This window comes from Bradyrhizobium sp. USDA 3364 (assembly GCF_054056355.1).
On sequence record NZ_JBSRYG010000002.1, the window covers coordinates 837,148 to 858,785 of the forward strand.

Genomic DNA, 21,638 nt, shown 5'->3' on the forward strand with positions numbered 1-21,638 from the left:
AGGAGGACCATCTTCGCTTTGCGCACGATGGCCGGCCCGGCTGGCTCGGCACCGCCTTCGACTTGCCGGGCGAGTTCAACAGCGCTTGCGCTGACCAAATCGATCCTTGGCTGGGTCGACCGGCACGAGGCGCTACGCAGCCGGCTGGTCAAGGATGGATCGGCAATTCGTCGTGCCACGATTGATCCAGGCGCGGCAGCGCTTGAAAAAACCGTGGTTGGTGACCGCGCCGATCCCGATGAAATAGCTCAATTACTGGAAGAGCTGTTTGACGCAGAGACCAAGCCGCTGTCCTGGCCGGCATATGTCTTCGTGACGATCACCCGGCCGACATCGACAAGCCTCCTCTTGGCCTGCGACCACTCCGTGAGCGATGCCTATTCCATCGCTTTGGTGCCATACGAAATCCACGAGTTGTACACAGCCGCAATCCTGGGAGTGGCGCCCGAGCTGGCACCGGTGAGCAGCTATCTGGACCACGCTGAATCCGAGCGAGAGCGACTGGGCGATTTGACCGATGATCATCCTGCTATCGCTCACTGGCGCGAATTGATCGCCGCAGCGGTCAATTGCCGGATTTTCCGCTACCACTCGGTGCGCCGGAGGGGACCCTACAACGCACAGGACGAATGTGGCTGCTCGATGCGGTACAAGCATCTGAGTTCGATCGCGGCTGCAGGTCCCAGGGCGGAAACGCGACGACGGGATTATTCGCCTGCCTGGCGCTCGCCGGAAAGACACTGGCAGACCAACAAGAATTCCTTGCCGTTGCCCCCTTTCACACGCGGTACGATCTGCTCTCGATGCGCTCGGTAGGATGGTATGTCGGGATGAGCCCGGTGCGTTTCCGCCTGGCTGGCACGTTGCCGGAGCTCCTGCGCGCCGCGCGGCTCGAGCTCAAGCGAGCCAAGAAAACCGCTCAGGTGCCATTTCCAAAAGCGATGGAGCTGCTCGGCACCGCGCTGCGCGACCGTTTCATGGTCTCTTATATGGACAATCGCACTGTGTCCGGGTCAGACCCGTGGCCACCGTGGCGGACACGATTTATGATCAGTCGTAGCTCTGATGCTTGCGAGACATACCTGTGGATCAGTCGCTGGCAGGACGGGATTTACGTGCACTTCCGTCATCCTGGCAGCCCCCTCGCGCGAACCGCGATGGATCACTATCTCGCTGAAGTGGCGGCGCAGGCTCATTTCATCAGTCGCGCTCGTCCGCTGCCGCGACTTTCGAACTGACCAAAAGGCGCACAGCATCCTCACATGCCTTTTTGGACTGGGCTGGTGATGGCACAGTCCTTGCCAAGCCCTGGCCGTGAGTTAATTCGTCCCGGAACGACCGAGGAGACCCTGCGGGATGATCAGTTGCTGCAGTTATGCTCGCATGGATAAAAGGAGCCTCAAATGAAGCCTGCTACTACCAAGTTGTCCGCAGATGCTGACCACTCGAACAAGGAAGATGCCAGGGGATGGCGTGAGCATCAACTCACGGCATGAAACACAATGGCGGCGCCAAGTGCGTGACGAAATCCGGCCAACTCAAGGAGCTACGCGAACTCATGCAATTGCTTTGGCATTTGTTCGAACGAGTGCACCAGCTTCCAAGAGGCCCAGAACATACAGCAGCCGTTCAGACGCTCAAACGCTTGGAGCGCCGGCTGGTAGTGCTGATTCAAGCATCTGAAACGGCTCGGGCGACTGACTGTAAACTCGCCGGTCGTGCCCGCTCGCTAAGCCGGTGATTGTCAGACACTCACCAAAGCCTCGACGTGGCGGCCATCGGCGGGATCTGCAATAACAGCCTCGAACCAAAGGACGCTCGCAAGCCTGTCCGGACCAGCCATGCTTCTTCGCCGTATTGATCACTCGTTGTGCAGCTCCGGGCGTCATCGACCGTGCAAATCAGTCTTCCACCCACGAATGAGCGACGGATCGAAGTAGCCGCTAGAAGCGCGTATTTTTAAGCAATACATCGCCTTCCACGTCGTGCGGATAGTGCGCCGCCACTTCGAACGACGGTAACAGGTCAAGAATAGCCTGGAGGGACAGCTGCCCTTCGTAGAGCTCGCGGTCGCTGTATTCCGTGTAGATGAAGCGCGTGTTGCTGACGGTCTGCATGCCGCCGGCGATGACGTCGGCTTCGGCTCCCTGGACATCCATCCAGATGAAGTCGATCCTGTTCAGCCCGGCTTCGTTGCACCAATCGTCAAGCCGCCGTGTTTGAACCGGGACGGGGCGATCGAAACGAACCCAATCATACTCAGTCAGATGATTTTTCGGGCGGCGTATCGAGCCGGAAAGGTCCCATTCCTTCGCATCACCATCTGCATTGCTTGGATGGAATTCGATCATCCCGTTTCGATCGCTGATCGCGAATTCGAGCAACTTCACCTTGTCGAGAGATGGGCCCAGCTTCTTCTTGAACCTCGCGATCGCTCTGGGGTCAGGCTCGAAGCAGTAGAGCTGCGCTTGCGGGCACAGGTTGAGAAAGTGTTGTGTGTCGGTCCCGTCGTTGCATCCGATATCCAGGATCACCGGATCGGACTTCTGAAGAAGGGAAACAATGTGCTGATGTATTTCCACAGAAGACACCGGTCTTTCCCCAATACTTGAAATTTCCTGCTCGAAGCCGCAATCACATGCCAGACGCCCCCGCACAATGCATATCAACGTATATAATTCATATGCCCGTCCCCCTTTATCCAAGACCATCTGGGCTGTGATACTAAAGGGGCGCCTGTCGCGGCGGGAGCCGTAGCGATTGTCTTAGGGCCACAGCCGGGCGAACGTAGATCGGAGACGTGCACAAGAATCGGATAGCTATGCCGGTGTGCGGTCCCTCGCCCTCTAGATTAAAGATCATCTACGTCTAAACATCGTCCTGCCGGCGCATTACCCGTCGGCGGCTCTCGATGGAGCGGTCGAGGACAGAGTGACCGCTGCGCAACGAAGACCAATCACCCTCGATCGCAGCCCAGCCAATGTCGCCCTGCCATCTGACAATCGGCGTTCCAGATTCGCACACTCGCGATCCTTCGGCTCACAACTTTTAGGCTGTTTGGCCTGAAGGAGCGCGATCACGCCGAGCGTTGCTGAGGGTGCCCCAGGTCACGCTGACCGCCGCTGAATGATGGTCGCAGAACTCACCGCAACGTTCGCCGATCCCTGTACGGGCGCTCGGAGAAAACAGCATTGGTGCGGCCCGAACTCCCAAGGGGCATCGATCACAGCCAATCCGACGGGGCACGCGGCCTCCCAGGTCGTCGGGCCCCAGAGCCAATTGGTCGCCCCCGACGAATCGGCTCGGTTCCGGAAGGCTACGCCAATTCGGACCGTCGACCGCTGGTCAAGCTACGTTCCGCTACCCCTCACTTCGCAGGACCCGCGGTGTGCACCCAGAGACCGCAAGATAAGGGTATAGGGGGAATATGGTGGCGTTGACGAAACGCAATGTCATGTTCGCAACAGCTTGACTGTCTCTAGACATGATGGCGTCTGCTTCCGACCTAACACGCGCAGTCCAGGCGCGCGCTTCAGCAGAACTGCAGGCAAAAGGCGCTCCTCATCGTTGGCCTGGCTCTTGCTATCAACGATACTGTTGCAATGTGGCGAAATGCCAACTCGTTCAAACGCTCAGGAGGCCCGTATGAATTTCCGTCCGCTTCACGACCGCGTCGTGGTCAAGCGCATCGACGCTGAAGAGAAGACCGCCGGCGGCATCATCATTCCGGACACAGCCAAGGAAAAGCCCTCGCAGGGCGAAGTCATCGCCGTTGGCCAGGGCGGCCGCGACGAGACCGGCAAGCTGATTCCGATCGACGTCCAGGTCGGCGACCGTGTTCTGTTCGGCAAGTGGTCGGGCACCGAGGTCAAGATCGACGGCGAAGACCTGCTGATCATGAAGGAAAGCGACATCATGGGCGTTCTCACCGATGTGTTTTCCAAGAAGAAGGCCGCCTGACCCGGCTACGCGCACACCTCACCCCGGCGGGCGCCTGCCAGGCGCGCCGAAGGATGAGACAATCAACCGAAGGAATTGTTTATGTCAGCCAAAGAAGTCAAATTCGGAGTAGACGCGCGCGACCGCATGCTGCGTGGTGTGGATATCCTCGCCAACGCGGTACAGGTCACGCTCGGTCCGAAGGGCCGCAACGTGGTGCTCGAGAAGTCGTTCGGCGCTCCGCGCATCACCAAGGACGGCGTCGCCGTCGCCAAGGAGGTCGAGCTGGAGGAGAAGTTCGAGAACATGGGCGCCCAGATGGTGCGCGAAGTCGCCTCCAAGGCTGCTGACGCGGCTGGCGACGGCACCACCACGGCGACCGTGCTTGCAGCCGCAATCGTGCGCGAAGGCGCCAAGTCGGTCGCCGCCGGCATGAACCCGATGGATCTGAAGCGCGGTATCGACCTCGCGGTCGAAGCCGTGGTTGCGGACCTCCAGAAGAACTCGAAGAAGGTCACCTCGAACGAGGAGATCGCCCAGGTCGGCACCATTTCGGCCAACGGCGATGCCGAGATCGGCAAGTTCCTCGCCGACGCCATGAAGAAGGTCGGCAACGAGGGCGTGATCACGGTCGAGGAAGCCAAGTCGCTCGAGACCGAACTCGACGTCGTCGAGGGCATGCAGTTCGACCGCGGCTACATCTCGCCCTACTTCGTCACCAACGCCGACAAGATGCGCGTTGAGATGGACGACGCCTACATCCTCATCAACGAGAAGAAGCTCTCCTCGCTGAACGAGCTGCTGCCGCTGCTCGAGGCCGTGGTGCAGACCGGCAAGCCGCTGGTGATCGTCGCTGAAGACGTCGAAGGCGAAGCGCTCGCCACCCTCGTCGTCAACCGCCTGCGTGGCGGCCTGAAAGTCGCGGCCGTCAAGGCTCCGGGCTTCGGCGATCGCCGCAAGGCCATGCTGCAGGACATCGCGATCCTGACCGGCGGCCAGGCCATCTCGGAAGACCTCGGCATCAAGCTCGAGAACGTCACGCTGCAGATGCTCGGTCGCGCCAAGAAGGTGATGATCGACAAGGAAAACACCACGATCGTCAACGGCGCCGGCAAGAGGGCCGACATCGACGCCCGCGTCGCCCAGATCAAGGCGCAGATCGAGGAGACCACCTCGGACTACGACCGTGAGAAGCTGCAGGAGCGTCTCGCCAAGCTCGCGGGCGGTGTCGCGGTGATCCGCGTCGGCGGCTCGACCGAGGTCGAGGTAAAGGAGCGCAAGGATCGCGTTGATGACGCGATGCATGCGACCCGCGCGGCTGTCGAGGAAGGTGTCCTGCCGGGCGGCGGCGTTGCCCTGCTCCGTGCCTCCGAGCAGCTCAAGGGCCTGCGCACCAAGAACGACGACCAGAAGACCGGCGTCGAGATCGTGCGCAAGGCGCTGTCCTGGCCGGCCCGCCAGATCGCGATCAACGCTGGCGAAGACGGCTCGATCGTGGTCGGCAAAGTCCTCGAGAACGAGCAATATTCTTTCGGCTTCGATGCCCAGACGGGCGAGTACAGCAATCTCGTCACCAAGGGCATCATCGACCCGACAAAGGTCGTGCGCATCGCGGTCCAGAACGCGTCCTCCGTGGCAGCTCTGCTGATCACCACAGAAGCGATGGTCGCCGAATTGCCGAAGAAGGCCGCGGCGGGTCCCGCAATTCCTCCCGGCGCCGGCATGGGCGGTATGGATTTCTGACTGCGCCTCTCAAAGCGCCGACACATGCGGAGCCCTGGCAGGAATGCCAGGGCTTTTCAGCTTCGGGCGAACCATCCAGACACCATTTGAGCTGGATCGGCAGGCGGCGTCGAGAGCCGCATCGGTCATCCATGCCAGCAGCGGTCGGCCCCGATCAAGCCTCGTCTGACGTATCCTCCGCGCCTCGGCATGATAAAAAAGGAGCCCAGCTTGTGACGGACCCCTGGCTTGCGGGCCATTCGGCTTGACGAAGCCGCCTCTGTTCATTCGAGTCTTTCGAAGAACCTCATCTGAGCAGACGCATATCTGGTGCCAAGCTACGGCTTTCACCTTCCGCCTACATTTACAATTCTGATGCGCAGTCCGAGGCGCCAGATACCATTCCTGGCTTCGGTCTGACATCTCGTCGCCAAATGAAGAGGCCCCAGCGGGGATTCTCCGCTGAGGCCAGATTGAGGTTGTCGAACCGCTGGTCGCCGAAATCAGCAGCCGTACGTTGGGCTGAAAAATACGAAATGAAAATTACCTGCCCATAGCAGCATGATCTGAAAAAATTTGGGGTCCGAAAATAACAGGTGTGAATCCTCTTGAGAATTGCCACATCTATAACGGCGGTATCATAGTCCCAACCTTCCAATTTCGCTTATCGGCTCCCGTTTCCAAGGGCAAACACTCAAACTCAAGCCCCGCGCACCCAGTTCGTGGGTGGACACGTCAATCCGCTATGGAAATGCGCGCAAAGTCGGCCGACTTTGAAGCAAAGCAATGAGCCGCCGGGGCAGCGGTCTTGTGTTGTCCAATGCTCCCAACTCATCCTCGCAACCCGAGCTGAGCCGAAGGCCCGGCATCGGCGAGCCACCGCCCTCGCCGACCGCTGGCGACACTCGGTCAGCCACTTCTCGACCCGGCCAGCTCATTATTGTTGAGTCCCAGACTGCGGATTGCTTGACGCGCCCGTGTTCTGATTTATTGAATTGTTTGGCTTGGCTTCTGGCGACGCAGGACCTGAACCAGCCCCTGATGTTCCTTCACTGCTTTTCGTCCCGTTCATTGCTTCAAACACAGACGTTCCATGCGGACCAATGCTCATAACGACAGGTCTGCCGTCCCGTGACTTCGCCTGAACAACGAACGACCTCGCAACGACTTTGACGTCTGTAAAGCCGGCGTTCTGGAGGTGTTGTCGAATACGGCGGCTTCATCCCACGCCGACCTGGCGCACCGAGAGCCTCGGCTCTCCATCAGAGCCGAAGTTCGCAAATGAAGCCTATGACCGCCTGCACCTAAGATGCGGATGAACTCTTCTTTTGTAGATCAAGCCAACTTGTCAGCTAGCGTTTTCAGCGCGTGGCTGAGAGGACGCGCAAGCTCCCCGAATACGCGGCCCGGCTGTAACATTTCGCCGATGGTAGCCGTGCGTCCGGATGTCTTCGAGGATTTGCTCGCTCACCGACCGTACGACGCGTTTCTTCCGCCAGTTCCTGTTGAAATGGAGCGGAATGGAATCGCCCCGAGGAACGACGAGTAGGTCGTTCCGTTTGTTCACGTAGATATCGTACATGGATCCTCGCTCCCGACGAATATAGGCCGATGCTCAAGCGGTTTGGTGACTTCGACGACACAGTCACGAGAAAGCCACATGAGCCGCTTTGCTCCTCGAGAGGGTGACAATCAAGCCGCCGCCTCCACGGCAATGCGGCGCCGAGCGTGAACCAAGCAAGTCGCCGAGAGAATCCCGCACGCGGACATCGAAAGACGCCTCGGCGTCTTCCTCAAGTTCAATTTCCACGTTGGTCTTCAAATTACTCAGCATGCTGCGGCAATAACCTGCAACGTAGCAAGCGAGAGGAAGGCCTCGGGGTCTACAAGCAGCTTGCCGACCAACCTTTTGACGTCCGCTGGAAGACGGCCCCAGCACCTCTGGGGGCCAAGGGCCGGTACTGGGGCCGCCATCTTGCCTGACTCAGGGATAAGAGACGGGCGGCTTGAAAATAAAGAGCGGGCCAAACTGGGCAGATAGCATATGTGAATCTCGGCCACGTTTTCCAACGAGAAGCGATCGTAGCAGACCTTGCATCCCCGCCTGAACTGGATGCGCGCCAATATTCTTTCCACCAAAGCGGCGGTTGACTCGCTTCTGAACGTTGGGCCTCCTCTGTCGCGAGGTCGGCACAGCTTCTCGGTTCGAAATCGCTCCGACATCGATCGGGCCGGACTTCGTAAAGCTCGATGTGGGGAATCACCGGTGCCAGTCGGCGGGACGGTCCGGGTCGCCGTGTGGCAGACCGTAAGTCCGATCAAGACTCTTCCGCTTCGCAGAACTCTGCTGAGAGACCGGAGCCACGAGCCTGCTGCACGTCGTTCGCTCATCGGAGAAGCGGATGGACCAACGCCAGGGGCCACGGTCTAATGCGGAGTAAAGGGGTCCTCAGAACCGGCGGTGCGCTCTGACCGGGCGTCCTGTTGCCAAGCGTCCCCCGCACAAATTCTGGGCTCTGGCGAGCGAGCTATACGAATGTGTATTCGGACCAGCCGCAGGGATAATTGGTATATAGCGCGGGGGCAATCATTCTGGCGGCATGGCTATGTCCTCTCAAGTTTGCGCCTTTTTCGAGGAGGCGTCGGAACGCTCAGCCGGAGTTCGTGCTTCCAGCCTATACTCCAGTCTGATCGATGACCTCAGTCAGTTAAATTTCGCAGACGCGGATGACCGTCGAGCATTCCCTCCGACCCTACATAGCATGCTGGCAAGGCATGGACTGTTCGGGCTCACCATACCGGCGGATCATGGCGGATTGGCTCTTTCCTTGCAAAAGGCCATCGAGCTCATCTCTGCCACTGCATCTTTCGATGTCTCCGCTGCCTCTACCCTCGTCATCCATAACTTCCTGGCCTTGCCCTGCATCGAAGCGGCACCGCATCTCCCCAACCAAGAGCAGGTCATACGGGGTGCAACACGCGGCGATCTTTGCGCTTTCGCGTTGACGGAGCCTGGAGCAGGTTCTGCCCCGAGGCACATAGAAGCTTCGGCTTTCATGCATGAAGATAGGGTTCGCATCTGCGGCCGTAAAATTTGGATTGGCCTCGCTGACTGGGCCCGGTGGATCGTTTGTTTTGCGCGAGCTTCCGGTCATGATGCCAAAGGTCGCCTCGTTGGTGTACTGGTTGATAGGCAAGCTCCCGGCCTTAAAGTCACGCACGAGCATCGCACCCTCGGTTTGCGTGGAATTATACAGAATACTCTCGAGTTCCAGGATGTCGAGGTGCCACGTGCTTACGTGCTTTCTCGCGACCAAGACGGTTGGGGCGCAGCGGCATCGAGTATGAACCGCGGCCGAATAGGTGTGGCTGCGATGGGCCTGGGCGCCCTTGAGCGCGCGATCCAGGTCGCGGCTTCATATGCAAATCATCGTCGCCTCGGTAAGCTGCGCATGATTGAGAACAGCTATATCGAGCAGCTGTTTGGGCAGATGGTACTTCGCCGCGAAGTCGTGAAGGCGATGCTTACGGCATCCTGCCGACTCGTCTCTGGGCAGGGCTCTCCCAATAGCCACCTTGCGTCGGCAACGAAGGTACTGTCGTCCGAATGGTGCGGCCTTGTCGCCGATCAATGCGTCCAACTGTTGGGTGGCCGAGGGTACGACGAAGGGACGCCCTTAGCTAAAATCTATCGTGACGCTCGTATCCTCCGCATCTTCGAAGGTCCGACGGAGACGCTTTTATCCCATCTTGGCCGATGTCTTCTTTCCAGAGCTACACGCGGCGAAATAGCAGATCTTTTTGTCTCTCTGGGTGCGGCGACAATCCACGCGGACGTCGTTGAGGAGCTCCGCGACCTCGATGAGACAGACGGTGCCGTGCTAATCTATGCAGGTTGGCTCTCCACATTGGGATTAGCACAAGCTGTCATGACTGCTGGCACTTTCACTGCCTCGGACTGTGCCACAGCGGCGGCTGATCTGGTCAGCACCGAACTAGCCGCTATGCGTTCTCGCGCGCCGACACGCCTAAGTGTCGAACGCCGCACTCGTGCCAGCCAGACGCTGGCCAATTTTCTTCAAGACGCGGCCTGCTCCATCCGTTCCCCTGTTCTCACAGACGATTACCTTAAATTGGTACAATATGTCTAACGTCCAGCCACGAGGTGGAGCGAAGGCGATCTGCCACACAGGCATTGCGGATGCGCCGAGTCTCACCTCGACCATGACCTGACCTTGTCCAGCTACAACAAGCCGCCGACCACGCAAAGCTGCCAGTTCATGATGACGCATCGCGTCAGCTTTGAGCACGCTCCATCACCGCGCCGCCGGACGAAGGCTCCACGATCGCGCGGCGCGGGACTTTCCGTTGAAAACGATCGGGTGGGCTCCTGCAGCATTTTCGTTCTGGACCGTTGCTTGCTCTCGGCGTCCGCATTTGAGACGACATTGAACGGCATACGCTTGCTAAGGGCTCGTATCCGCGTAACAATCCCTACTTCACTGAATCCATGCTCAAAACCGACTTGCATTTCATCTTTTCTGCCCATGCCTACGACGAAGCAGGCGTCGCCCCCTCTTCCCCCTTTCAGCATGTCTCGTAAGACGAACGCGAATAACCTTCACACCCGCTCGTTACTGAAATGAAGGAAGTTACAGACGTCAAAGTACTTTGCCTGATTCAAGCGGAATCCAAATGCCGATATTCGGCTCGTCAGAACACATGGATCGAAAGCAACCGCCTGGAAGCCGTTCGAGCAATCTAATCGGACGTAGTCATCTGTCCGCACGACAGCCTGAACGTTTATCCCGCAAAGATCATAATATTCTAGCCGCGCCGCGGTCGCTGTCTCGCTGGTTGAAAAGAGCGACAACGCGAGATCAAAGGGCGTCTGGCACATTAGCGTGAGAAATTCCATTGGACGATCCATGGTGCCAAGAAAATTGAACGGCAGAATGCAAAGCACTCTTCCGTCATATCGCCGCACGATCTCACCGACCAGACGCCTTCTTTTAAAGAATTTGTTGGCCTCGCAGCGGACAACAGCCCCGTTGTCCTCCTTCAATCTTCGTGCACGAGGTGGATTGATATCGATACCAAGGTAATCACTGTCATCGTTCTTGATACCGATAAGGCGGTAGCAACTGCAACCTACCTCAATAATTAACCGGTATGTGGTCGAACGCAGGAGCTCAAGACAGAAGGCTCGCTCACGTTCATGGAACTGACGCACCCGAGCGGTGAAGTAGCCCGGACGCATGAGACGTATGCCCTCGTCGCCCAGATAGATTGCTCGATTCACTTGGCGAGATCGGAATGCAGAGGAGTTCACTGGCGCCTCATCTCATTCCGCTTGCCCGAAACATAAAGTCTACGACATCGGCGTCCGATCGCTGTAGTCAGTTCATCGCTCAGCATGTTCGCGGCCAAAGCCACATCTGCGACCGTCTGCTCGGGGCAGATCAGGTCGACCATTGTACCCGGCGCAGTCGAACTCTCGGGCAGATCCGTCACATCGATGCTGATGAGATCCATCGAAACGAAGCCGACGATTGGCGCGCGAGCACCATATACGAAGACATGACCTCGATTGCCGAGGCTACGCGGGAACCCATCTGCATAACCAATAGAGGCGGTCGCGACACGCATCTGTCTCTTCACTGGGTATGACCTGTGGTATCCGATCGCTTCCCCGACCTTTACCCTGCGACATTGAATGATTCGCGTTCGCAGGCGGACGACTTGCGATGGTCTGAAGTCGGGATCACCGGATATGGAAAGGCCGAGAATTCCTCCACCCGACCGTATGAGATCGAAATGAAACTCACATCCGGCAAATAGTCCCGCGGAGTTCGACAGCGAAAGGATGGCTTTGGGAAACAGATAGGTGAGTTTACGGAACTGATACAATTGTTGCCGACTGATTTCGTCGCGCCACTCCGCGCAGGCGAGTTGGCTCATGAACAGGACGACAGGCAGATCCGACAGCACCCTTTCGTTCTCGGCGGCTTTTTGCAGTTCATCTATGGGAAACCCCAGTCGAGACAAGCCCGTGTCGACATGGATACCTGCGGGTAACAGCCGGTTGCGAAGGCGGCAATGCCGAAGCCATGCATCCAGCTGTTCCCTGCTGTTCAGGATCGGCAGCAAATCATGGTGCTCAATAGCCGCCTCCAAACCGGGCATAGCTCCGTGAAGCAGGTAGATCTTCGCAGATAGTGGCAGTACCTTGCGCAAGGCGGCGCCTTCTTCCACATCGGCCACGAAGAAATGTCCGCAGCCAAGCCGCGCAAGAAACGGCGCTATGCGCAGCGCGCCAAGGCCGTAGGCGTCTGCCTTGAGAACTGCGCCGCAAGCGCTTTGGGGCGCCAGCATCCGAAACTTCCGGTAGTTAGATTCTATCGCGCCGAGATCAACAACCATGGTCGATCTCGATGTGTTGGCATAGCCGGCATCTGACGGATTATCAGAGAGATTGGAATTGAGACCAATCACATCCAGCTTTCCTCATGTCGCCGTAATGGGGTATCGATCCGCAGAATATTGGGATCGTACTGCCTCTTCCGCACATGCTGGTCCAAAGCGAAACCCATTACCCGAACCACCGCCGATCACATGCAAACCTGCGATATCTTTCGCAGGACGGGAAAACGGGACGCCATCCGCCGAATAGCAGTCGCAAAACACACGCGCTGACTCCACCGCTGGCACCTCGGAGGAAAACCACTTGGCCAGAATTGCGTTGGCACGCGCGAGATCATCCGAACTGAGCCGCAGTTCATCGGTGACCGGCTTCACATCCCATTCCTGCGAGGTAAAGCTGAACAGCCAGTATCCTTGCTCGATCATGGGAATGAGGAACGCGTAGTCATCGAAGAGCCCGATCATTGGACAGTTCGGCGTGGGCCGTGCGGCCAAATGGAGCGCGACGACCTTCTTGACTCGCAACCCCGGTTCGTCTGTTAGGTGCTGACGCAACGGTGACTCCGGTAACCATGGCCCGATTGCGAGAATCGCCCGCTTCGCCGAGAGTTCGCTGTTATCAGAGCTCTGGAGAAGAATATTGCGCGGCCCCTTCCGTATTTTTGTAATCGATGTACTCTCGCTTATCGAAACCCCCTTGATCTTGAGCCTTTGAGTCAGATCCTCAACGATGGAATCGACTTGACAGTACGAACCACGATCCAATACGACGGCCACATCGTCGGGAACCAAGAACTGCGGCAGCGATACTAGCCTCTCGGCCAGAGCGAAGGATGTTGATGGGGTCGGGTGGCCCGCACTGATCTGTTGCGCGAGTTCGCCGGGATTGCGTGTCAACCAAAACACATCACAGTCGCGTCCCCTGGGCCATCGTCCGTCGGGATAGATCCCGCGCCAGAATTTCGAACCACAACCGATGAGGCTCCTTTCCTTCTGGTTACGACAGATGTTGATCTGGATCCCGGGAGCAAACCCGCTCGTACCAGATCCAACGATATCTCGTTCGACGATGACTATTCTTTTTTTCGGGCTATCGCTCGCTGCGATGAAGGCTGCACTGAGGCCCATAACGCCAGCTCCGACGACTGCGAGGTCATAGATCTTGTCAGTCATTGAGTTTGTTTCCAGGAGATGGAGAAGGCGCTGAGAACTTCGCTGCCACAATTCCGCAAATGATGGGTCTGATTTGGTCGCAGAAACACCAGGTCTCCGGCCTTCACGGCCAACTCACCATCGTCGGTCACTACCTGACCACGCCCGCTCGTGATCCGCCAGATCTCGGTGGATGGATGAGAATGAGGCGTCGACACCGCGAGTGGATCGAGGCGGAATTCGATGAATTCAACCGGAACGGTGATCTCCGGATCATTTATCCCTTTGACGTGCTGTACCAGTACGCCGGGGCTATAGACCGTTACGTCCCCTAAAGTCATCAGCTGAGCATTCTTCACGGTGTATCTCCAATCATGCAGCTCGATCGCGACATGCTGCCCCTTGCCGATCCTCAGCGGGCGCTCTCGGGCACCGCACCATGCCACTTGAGAGCTCCTGTTGCAGGCCCGCAATCGTAAGCCACCCGACCAATGATCGAATTGAGCACCGTTGAGGCGCGCCAAGGAACCAAACTCAGATTTGTGTCGGCGATGCCATGTTGAAATCGTGCGCCATTCTGGACGTATAAGCGGCAGCTTTCGGGGCCATCAAGCCGGGCCCGGAACTCCTTGCCGACCACGATCTCCCGAGAGCCGCCAGGCGCACTCACAATCGAAAGCCGGTTTGCGACCGGCTCCAGAAAGGGAGGGATCTCGGTACGGTAGCCCGTGGCCAGCACGATAATGTCGGCGACATGTTCTGCGCGAACGCCGGTGGCCTGCTGACGCACCCCCAGGCGAAATGGAGATGTGGCACGCAGCTCCTCAGCCATGGTGTCGACGCGTATTTCGACCTGAGCGGGATACGAACCTCTACCAACCTCGCGATCGTAAAGTGCGTTGTAGATCGCGCGCAGTGTCGCTGGGTTGACGCCATCACTAGCCAAAACCTGCCGTTCAAGGGTTTGCTTTCTGGCAGCGTCGCTTTGCTCAAGGAACCATGCGCCAAACTGTGGAAAGAACCACTCGTTGACGAAGGGACTATCTTCGAGGGCAAATATGCTTGCGCGGCGCGTGACCCAGGCCAAGGCTCCCAGCGCGCCGCATGCACCGGTTAGCAGATGAAGAAATATTTCTGCTCCGCTTTGCCCCCCACCTACCACAACAACACGCTTGTTGGGGAACTCGCGGCGTCGCAGGAGAAAAGTACTCGCGTGAAACAGCTGATTCTCCGGTGCATTTCTGCTCCAGTCAGGAACAGAGGGCACCCGGCCTACGCCGACCACTGTCGTACGGGTCTGATAATTGCGGCGATTGGTAGCGATACTGAACGCATCACCGCGTAGTTCGACTGCGATAACCTGTTCGCCGAATTGAACGTTCGCTAGCTTTTCTGCTGCCCATTTCAAATAATCTTCAAATTCGCTCCGGCCAACCGAAGCGATTCCTCGAACAATGGCTTGATAAAGCCGTCTTTTCTCGTGCAGGTAGGCGAGAAAGCTATATGCACTGGTCGGATCTGCTGGTGTTACCAGGTCCTTTAAGGGGCTGGTTTGCATAAGAGCCCCATCTAGAAGCAACCCTGGATGCCAACTCGGCGCCTCCGATCTTTCCAGGATGTGTAAGGAAATTTCCGGAATCGGGGCCGCGAGCGCTGCCAGGCTCAGATTCGCCGGGCCTGCGCCGATTGCCGTTACCTGATGGCCGCCGCCCTGCTTCGACATCACACTGTCCGCAAGACGAGCCATTTAACGCTCCCGGCTGGTTGAAAACACTTGAACTGCGAGAACGATGCCATTGCTACCGACAAGCATCATCATGCTGATCAGCAGATCATCGAAGCTGAGGGCGCTCACGATCTGCCCGGCGATATATGGAAATCCGAATAGACCAACGAAGTAGGAAAGCGTGAAGACCTGAGAAGCAACCGCCAATGATGTCCCGTCTGTACCTGCGATGAAGACAACCATACCGTTCAAAGTCGAATAGCTAAGTCCGTATCCAAGGGCGAACATCGCTGTACCGAGGATGTAGATCTCCGCACTCCTTGCATTCATCAAGAGCAAGAATAGTCCCGCCATGGTGCACACGACGAGGAACGCCGCGACCCACTCAAGCCGGACCTTTCCGATGACCGGCGCCGCCGCGAAGCGCAAGAAAACAGCCGTCAACGTGAAGACTATAAAGAATGTATCGGCGGATTGCCCCCGCGATGAAGCGTAAAGCGTCTGGAACGTGGACAGACCGGAAAACACGCATGCGCCGATGCCGATCATCACGATCGGATAACGCGTATTCGACTTGAAAGCCTCTCGCACGTCCTCAAACGTGAGTCGAACAGCCGCCATTTTGATCTGAGGAGCCTGCGCCAGTGCCCTGCCGGCCAACTCCAGCAGCATGGCGCCAACGAGACATGCAGCCGCGAATAGAGAGTACGCTGCGATATATGATCCGAAAATCTCCACGACCGTGCGCGCCAGGGGAACAGCAAGTCCGATCCCCAGCATCTGGGATCCGGAAAGCAAGGTGAGATACTTGACACGAGCCGCAGGCCGCACGCGTTCCAAGATTTGAAGCGGCGCCAGCATATAGAAGATTGACCATCCAATGCCGAGCGAGAGCCCGCCGAGATAAGCGAGGAACATAAAAGCCGGCGCCGCTGCAAAGCAGATCATTGCGATTGCCATCACCGCGGCAGCAACGGTGATCGTTCGCATCACCCCAAATAGATCGGCGATCCGGCCAGCTACAAGCGAACATAGTATTGTCGCGACCGTACCGGTCGAAATAACTGTTCCTGCTATGGATGCGCTCTGTGGAGCCGACCGCAGAGCATCCACGAGAAAGAAGCTCGACCCATACGACGCGGCCACGTTGATGCTACCAAGCATGAATGGAATCGAGACCTCGAGCGGCACTTCATCGGGCAATTTCTCGGCGGCGATAATGTTCGCTGCGGCGCTCATTGTGCAACTTTTCCCGGAAGGCACCGATCTATGTCTGCGGCCGTCAAGCTGCGTCGATCGATTCTTGGTACGCTTCCGCTTCGTTCGGATGAGGGTCTCGCCGCGCGGGCTGCGAGGGGATGTCCTTCATGGCCGAGCCAGTGCCACAGAGCTTCCGTTATCCTGGGCATCAGCGGCCAACCCAGTACACTGAAGCCCATCAGCCATGTGTAAGCGATCTGATGGTTCGGATTGGAATCAAGACAATCGAGCCATTCGGTCACCGATCTGGACGCGTGCGATACGCGCAGATGATCTAGCGAGAGAGCGGAGCACTGCTGGTCGTACAGCCGGTCCAGCGTGATCATCATTGCATCATCTACGTGACACGCGGCGATGGCCGGCATCGCGCTGATGATGTCCGTACAACGGTTGATGACCCCAGCGCTCTTGTCGAGAATTGCATTGTAGCGGCCAATCAATTGTTTTGGGATCAGATCGGTTTCCGCTTCTTCGGGGCAGATTTCCGACAGACATACTCTGAGAATATCGATAGATATATCCGGCACCTGAGCTATTTCACCCGCCCAAATCACGTGGCCGCGACTGGTGGAGAACTTCGATCCATTCAACCGAAGGAAATGATTAAAGAAAATTCGGTCAAATTGACGAAATGACTCCTGGCCCAATGCGCATCCGGTAACTCCCACGAGCATCGGAATTGTATTGTCGATGCCAGTCGCGCCGACCAGGAAAGTGTTGGAATTGCGCGCAAAGGCACTTGGCGTGCCGGATGTCTCCGCATCTTTATGCCCGCAATAGAGGGAATGAGCATAGAGCAACGAGGAGTAGCTAAACAGGATCTGACGTGTGTTGAACTGCTGCGAATTCCAGGCCATTCCATGCAGACCAGGAACGGTCAACCGCATTTGCTGCCCTTTACGTGCGATATACCGCTTCCCTATCTCCACAAAGCCAGGTTCGAGAGACGCATCGTCCCACGCTCGGACGAGTTGGTCTTTTCGTGCAATTGAGAGAAAGGCAGAAATGTTATCTGTCCATTCTACAATCCGTCCTCGCCTCGACACCGGATTTCGTGCTTCATCTGGCTCGAAATGATGTCCACACTGTTCGCAGAAGAAGCTCCCTGCGGATGCTTCGCATACGGGGCAGGTTGCGCCAAACCAGCCTCCAATGCAGAAACGCTCTTCCGTTGGCGTCAGAGCAGAGCTCGCATCGTCGACGGGTAGCCGCGCTGCGCGAAACTCCAGCGATCCTGCTGCAGATAACGCATCCATGAGCGCGTTGCTGACATTGGAGAACCGCTGAAGATTTTTGCCATGGGCTGGATCATCGAAATGATCGAAAACGATCCCTAGTGAGGCGAGATCATGAGCAATCCCGACATGGAAGCCATGAGCCAGGTCCGACGGGTCGATGTTCTCGCGCGCTGCTCGGACTAGAACATGGTTCTCGAAACCGTCGGTCGTCAGACCGGAGCGAACATGATGCCCTGCCCTCTTCAGGTGCCTTTGTACGACGTCCATTCTGAGAAATGGCCCGGCAGCGTGGCCAAGGTGTGCCCTGCCATTAGCTGTCAAGTTGACGGGCGAGATATATACGTCGGTGGGATTCGTATTCGCTACGCTTAGCGGCGTGATGATTGGGCTTTTTCTCATATCTGCACAAGTGACATCCAGGAACAGGTCCTGAGAGCACCCGAATAGACATCCAGATAATTCGCCACGACAACGGGAATACGCGCGCGGCTTGACAGGTTATGGATCCCATCGGGTTGCGGATTTCGAGCCAGGGCGTTCAAAGCGTGTCACACACTCGTTGAATACCTCTAGACCTGCTCCTAGCTGGACGCGTCACGTGTCGGTTCACCTCAGCTCGCAACATGGCCACCCTCTCCACCTCTGCTTAGTCAATCTCACGGATCGCCCCTGGAGCGATCGAGATGATGCCGTGAAGAAGCAAGCGGCGCGCCAATTCAAGATCTATGATTTTGGCCATGCCGCGGCCTGCATTTAGGTCGACTACCAACATTTGGTCACGAACCTGACAGGCGGCTCGGCAGGGCCGGCAAGAGTCCGCCACAGGCTCTTTCCCATTACTCCCTCACGAGCAACGGCGACCTGTGGTATGGGCAACCGATCCCGGCCTGGGCAGCTGCGAGCTCACGATCTACGCCGGGCCACCATTCCGGCCATTGCAAGGTTTGAGATGATGCCGCCCAAGCGGACGAGCGCGCAGCGATCGAATAGGCCCGCGCGAAAGGGATGCATGCGCTCTCATTGGACGAGATCCGATAGCTTGCTTCGAAACACGGACCTTACCGACCAGCCGATTGCGCTTCGGAGCAGGTCGTTTCCGCGCGTCAGGATGAAGTCGACGACGCGGTTCTCGGCCGGCTGTGCTGACGCGCTTACTCCCGAGTTGCAGAACAATCACTGCCTACCGCTGCGACCGAGATCGCCGACCGACCTCCGGCTGGTCGAAGTTACTGCGAAGCGCGCAGTGATTAACAGGCGACCCCCGCGCGCAGAATCAGCTAATGGTGGCGTTGAGGCTCGCTCGAATTCGCGCATCCGGGCCCTTGTGCGATTGGCCCTCGAGACAATGGCACGCCGCGCGGCTCGATGCGGGCCAGTCGGAGTTCCGACGGTGAGTTCGTGAAGGATCCACGCTCATCGCGATGCCAAGTGCTGTCGCCTGGTATTGGGGCCGACCACATCACGCTTCCGGCAGACTTCGAGCACCAGGATGCCCAAGGCAGGGCAAGGAAAGAGCCGGTCCGTTCTCTGATGGCGATCATTCTCGGCTCGGACCGGGTCACCCGACCGGTGCCGCGCGAGAGCTCGAGGTTGGAGCGTCCCATTTCGATGCTCCGGAGCTCGGGCTACGATGGCATGCCGTGGACGCGATGCAATCGCGCCATGGACGCCCTCCGCCTGCTCGGCGACCGCGCGAGCGAACTCCTGATGGAGCTTTTGGCGCGAGAAGCCGCCGACGCAGCCCGATGGCTGAGCAACCCGACTCGCGCCTCTGCTGTCAGCAGGGAGGAGACGCGGCGGCTCCATCTGCTGGCGTCCGCCTATTTCGAAACCGCACGAATGCCCTCCTATTCCAGGCCAACTGACAAGCGCACTTCGCCGGGTCACACCGATCACATCGGAGATTGGGCAATGGGAATTGCGCAGCGGGTCAGGCAACGGACAACTCACAGGGACAGCATCATTGACGGCGCGGTGATCTTGCTCGGCTGTGTGGTCTGTGCGACCGCGCCGATGATCACGATCTATCTTGACGCGCTGTTCCCGAGCAGAGCGAGATCGAAGCGATCGCGCGTGATCCACGCTACGATGTCTACTCGCACAGCATGACGCATCTTTGGCAGCCCGGGAATACGCTACCTCGATTGGATGAACGGGCGCAGCACCGGCCGGGGGCCCCGATGATGTTCGCTGGGAGCTGTTGGAGTCACGTCGGATTCTGTCGGAACGGCTCGGGCGAGCGGTGCCTTACTTTGCGTGGCCTGCCGGGCATTATGATGGCTGCATGATCCAGTTGGCTGAAGAAGCCGATTATGTGACTCTGTTCACCGTGGACAATGGCCTCGATTCCGGGAGATGACCAATTTGCCAACCACCGAACAATGATTCATGGTGGTTGTGACCAAGCAGTATTCGCACAAAGATGGCATCTATCGAGACAGCAGGCTGCAGGCGGTGAACCAGCATTGAACGAAATGTGAATGCGCTTGCCGCTTCGGCTCGGCGCCGCTCTGATTTATTCGGCCGTTGTAATGGGAGTGTCTTGCGGCTGAGGCGCGAGGGCAAATTGCACGTCGCTCCGTATGTCTGGTGTGCGATCCAAACTCTGAGCCGCTGGCAACTTTCGGCATCCGCCACTTCCCGCGAATGCTCGAGACCGCAACTGGATCATCGGAAGCAGCATCGACATCGACCAACTTCTGGAGCGCTTGTCAAAAGCCGAGCAACTATGCCTGGCAGGCCGCCAAGGCCTCGATCACGGCCCGTAGGCGCGGGAAAGTGTTCTTCCGCCATTACCCGGTGCAGCATGCGTGTATGAGGCCGCTCGATCATCGGCTCTGTCACTTCCGGCTGGCGTTCTCCAGCTTCGAGCATGCCCATGTCGTGCGCGGCGCCGAAAGCTTCGTCGCTCTGGCCGAGGGCTTGCAGAAAGCCCAGTGGGCGCTCGGCGGCGTGCTGCGAGGGCATCGTAGCGATAGCCTGTCAATGTCGTTCCGGAATCCGGCAGCCGACGCGCGGGAGGCTCTGACACAGCCCTACGCCGCGCAGAATCAGACATTGTCAGAAGTCCGACAAAGGAACGCTTTCTAAGCTGGACAATAGCTGCCCGTCAGCTCGCCATCAGCTTGTCCGGGTATTCTCGCAGCAGGGCCTAAGCAGCCCGAATTGATGCGAACAGGCTAGCGCAGCACAGAAAGGTAAATCGTCATGTATGATCGAATCAGTGGCTCATCCACATACACTAGACAAGCTGACGAACCGACTCAGTCGGTGGATGGCGGCAGCTTTACGGAAACACTTGCAGGTCTCGCGCCTCGGTGGAGCTCGCAACCGGGGGAGTTGCCTGACAAGAGGGGGGCCTGCTGCAGCAAGCCACATACCTCGGATGCAAACGTTCACACTTCTAGCGCCTCCGACCCCAGTACATCCTCTCCAGAGAGTCCGGCCACCTCCTTGTTTGAATACAGAACGGCCGACTTGCGTGATGCGAATGTGGACGGCATCTGTGTTGGGCTAACTGCGGAGTGGTTCCGCAATCTTAACAACAGCCCATCAACCCGAATGAGTGCGCTCACACCCGGATCGCAAACGCACGCTTCAGCGGCTGAACGGCAGCAGCAATATCAAAATCTCAAGGATCAGTTGCGCAGCAGGGGAGCAGGATCTTCTCAGGCCGACCTTCAGGCACAAAATACCATTTTGGAGGACGCAGGCTTGGAACCGGCTGGAGAAGAGAAGAGATTCGCATTCAGCAAGTCTTCGAATATCAAGCGCATGGTGAACGAAATCAACGAAGATGGATCGAACCATTTGCTCAGCTTGTATTTCGCCGAAGGCGGCGCACACACGATCGCGACGTCGGCCTTGAATGGAAGGACCACGGTTTTCGACCCCAACTATGGAGAATTTACTGTTCGATCAGATCCGGACCAGATGGCTTCATTGTTACAGAGCCTCGCCAATCGTTACAGGAATCCCAACGGGCAGCATTTATCGACAATCACGACGCAAAGGATGCAGTGAGTTGGGCCCTCATGCCGGTGGTGATTGGCGCCTTCTGTGAAGGCACGGATACGTCGGCCGGCGGTCGCGGTGTCGGGGGCCAAATCTGCGGCGGATAGCCGGCTACGTACTGGCTGGCGAGTGTGCTGGCATCGAAAGCGGGGGCGCCGGCCCCC

General features: G+C 57.9%; 15 protein-coding genes and 1 pseudogene. 8 read left to right on the forward strand and 8 right to left on the reverse strand.

All coding sequences use genetic code 11. The annotated features are described in order from the left end of the window. Positions 1–27: 27 nt before the first annotated feature. Positions 28–816, forward strand: a complete 789-nt coding sequence (locus tag ACVILL_RS04140) for a condensation domain-containing protein (RefSeq protein WP_456734158.1) — start codon at positions 28–30, stop codon at positions 814–816. 14 nt (positions 817–830) lie between these two features. After that, positions 831–1,238 carry a hypothetical protein gene (locus tag ACVILL_RS04145; RefSeq protein ID WP_456727977.1) on the forward strand — a complete coding sequence of 136 codons (408 nt, stop codon included), beginning with the start codon at positions 831–833 and terminating at the stop codon, positions 1,236–1,238. A gap of 705 nt (positions 1,239–1,943) precedes the next feature. Here the strand turns inward: ACVILL_RS04145 and ACVILL_RS04150 are convergent. Then, positions 1,944–2,591, reverse strand: coding sequence for an FkbM family methyltransferase (locus tag ACVILL_RS04150; protein WP_456724715.1), 648 nt, complete (start codon positions 2,589–2,591; stop codon positions 1,944–1,946). A 1,054-nt stretch (positions 2,592–3,645) separates the two neighbouring features. On the opposite strand from ACVILL_RS04150, the gene groES reads away from it, so the two are divergent. From groES to ACVILL_RS04165, 3 genes are all read left to right on the forward strand, one after another. Further along, positions 3,646–3,960 (forward strand): co-chaperone GroES, encoded by a 315-nt coding sequence (groES, locus tag ACVILL_RS04155; RefSeq protein ID WP_050421352.1) that lies wholly within the window; start codon positions 3,646–3,648, stop codon positions 3,958–3,960. Positions 3,961–4,041: 81 nt separating this feature from the next. After that, positions 4,042–5,682: a chaperonin GroEL gene (gene groL / locus ACVILL_RS04160; RefSeq protein WP_456727978.1), complete on the forward strand. Its 1,641-nt coding sequence runs from the start codon at positions 4,042–4,044 to the stop codon at positions 5,680–5,682. Between the two features lie 2,585 nt (positions 5,683–8,267). Continuing rightward, positions 8,268–9,812 carry an acyl-CoA dehydrogenase family protein gene (locus ACVILL_RS04165; RefSeq protein ID WP_456727979.1) on the forward strand — a complete coding sequence of 515 codons (1,545 nt, stop codon included), beginning with the start codon at positions 8,268–8,270 and terminating at the stop codon, positions 9,810–9,812. Positions 9,813–10,282: 470 nt separating this feature from the next. Here ACVILL_RS04165 and ACVILL_RS04170 read toward each other — a convergent pair whose 3' ends face one another. The 7 genes from ACVILL_RS04170 to ACVILL_RS04200 are packed head-to-tail and all read right to left on the reverse strand — an operon-like array spanning position 10,283 to position 17,859. Then, positions 10,283–10,993: a hypothetical protein gene (locus ACVILL_RS04170; RefSeq protein WP_456727980.1), complete on the reverse strand. Its 711-nt coding sequence runs from the start codon at positions 10,991–10,993 to the stop codon at positions 10,283–10,285. Next, positions 10,990–12,156 carry an alanine racemase gene (alr, locus tag ACVILL_RS04175; RefSeq protein ID WP_456727981.1) on the reverse strand — a complete coding sequence of 389 codons (1,167 nt, stop codon included), beginning with the start codon at positions 12,154–12,156 and terminating at the stop codon, positions 10,990–10,992. Before alr ends, ACVILL_RS04170 begins: the two co-directional genes overlap by 4 nt. 12 nt (positions 12,157–12,168) lie before the next feature. Continuing rightward, complete coding sequence (locus ACVILL_RS04180; protein ID WP_456727982.1) at positions 12,169–13,257, reverse strand: NAD(P)/FAD-dependent oxidoreductase; 1,089 nt, start codon at positions 13,255–13,257, stop codon at positions 12,169–12,171. Then, positions 13,254–13,595: a cupin domain-containing protein gene (locus ACVILL_RS04185; RefSeq protein ID WP_456727983.1), complete on the reverse strand. Its 342-nt coding sequence runs from the start codon at positions 13,593–13,595 to the stop codon at positions 13,254–13,256. The genes ACVILL_RS04180 and ACVILL_RS04185 overlap by 4 nt, the downstream gene beginning before the upstream one ends. 53 nt (positions 13,596–13,648) lie before the next feature. Continuing rightward, complete coding sequence (locus ACVILL_RS04190; RefSeq protein ID WP_456727984.1) at positions 13,649–14,983, reverse strand: lysine N(6)-hydroxylase/L-ornithine N(5)-oxygenase family protein; 1,335 nt, start codon at positions 14,981–14,983, stop codon at positions 13,649–13,651. Further along, positions 14,984–16,201, reverse strand: a complete 1,218-nt coding sequence (locus ACVILL_RS04195) for an MFS transporter (protein WP_456727985.1) — start codon at positions 16,199–16,201, stop codon at positions 14,984–14,986. Beyond that, positions 16,198–17,859, reverse strand: a complete 1,662-nt coding sequence (locus ACVILL_RS04200; RefSeq protein WP_456727986.1) for a class I tRNA ligase family protein — start codon at positions 17,857–17,859, stop codon at positions 16,198–16,200. Before ACVILL_RS04200 ends, ACVILL_RS04195 begins: the two co-directional genes overlap by 4 nt. 1,131 nt (positions 17,860–18,990) lie before the next feature. On the opposite strand from ACVILL_RS04200, the gene ACVILL_RS04205 reads away from it, so the two are divergent. From ACVILL_RS04205 to ACVILL_RS04215, 3 genes and pseudogenes are all read left to right on the forward strand, one after another. Beyond that, positions 18,991–19,569: a hypothetical protein gene (locus ACVILL_RS04205; RefSeq protein WP_456727987.1), complete on the forward strand. Its 579-nt coding sequence runs from the start codon at positions 18,991–18,993 to the stop codon at positions 19,567–19,569. A gap of 711 nt (positions 19,570–20,280) precedes the next feature. After that, positions 20,281–20,499: pseudogene (locus ACVILL_RS04210) on the forward strand (IS21 family transposase); the annotation flags it as partial. Positions 20,500–20,937: 438 nt separating this feature from the next. Next, a complete protein-coding gene (locus ACVILL_RS04215) occupies positions 20,938–21,483 on the forward strand; it encodes a YopT-type cysteine protease domain-containing protein (RefSeq protein ID WP_456727988.1) in 546 nt (181 codons plus the stop codon). Positions 21,484–21,638 lie beyond the last annotated feature (155 nt).

What these genes read in the sequence shown, in the direction of transcription:
- ACVILL_RS04140 (WP_456734158.1), top strand. Translation starts at nt 28, where the DNA reads ATGGCCGGCCCGGCTGGCTCGGCACCGCCTTCGACTTGCCGGGCGAGT.
- ACVILL_RS04145 (WP_456727977.1), top strand. Translation starts at nt 831, where the DNA reads ATGAGCCCGGTGCGTTTCCGCCTGGCTGGCACGTTGCCGGAGCTCCTG.
- groES (WP_050421352.1), top strand. Translation starts at nt 3,646, where the DNA reads ATGAATTTCCGTCCGCTTCACGACCGCGTCGTGGTCAAGCGCATCGAC.
- groL (WP_456727978.1), top strand. Translation starts at nt 4,042, where the DNA reads ATGTCAGCCAAAGAAGTCAAATTCGGAGTAGACGCGCGCGACCGCATG.
- ACVILL_RS04165 (WP_456727979.1), top strand. Translation starts at nt 8,268, where the DNA reads ATGTCCTCTCAAGTTTGCGCCTTTTTCGAGGAGGCGTCGGAACGCTCA.
- ACVILL_RS04180 (WP_456727982.1), bottom strand. Translation starts at nt 13,257, where the DNA reads ATGACTGACAAGATCTATGACCTCGCAGTCGTCGGAGCTGGCGTTATG.
- ACVILL_RS04190 (WP_456727984.1), bottom strand. Translation starts at nt 14,983, where the DNA reads ATGGCTCGTCTTGCGGACAGTGTGATGTCGAAGCAGGGCGGCGGCCAT.
- ACVILL_RS04195 (WP_456727985.1), bottom strand. Translation starts at nt 16,201, where the DNA reads ATGAGCGCCGCAGCGAACATTATCGCCGCCGAGAAATTGCCCGATGAA.
- ACVILL_RS04200 (WP_456727986.1), bottom strand. Translation starts at nt 17,859, where the DNA reads ATGAGAAAAAGCCCAATCATCACGCCGCTAAGCGTAGCGAATACGAAT.
- ACVILL_RS04205 (WP_456727987.1), top strand. Translation starts at nt 18,991, where the DNA reads ATGGCGATCATTCTCGGCTCGGACCGGGTCACCCGACCGGTGCCGCGC.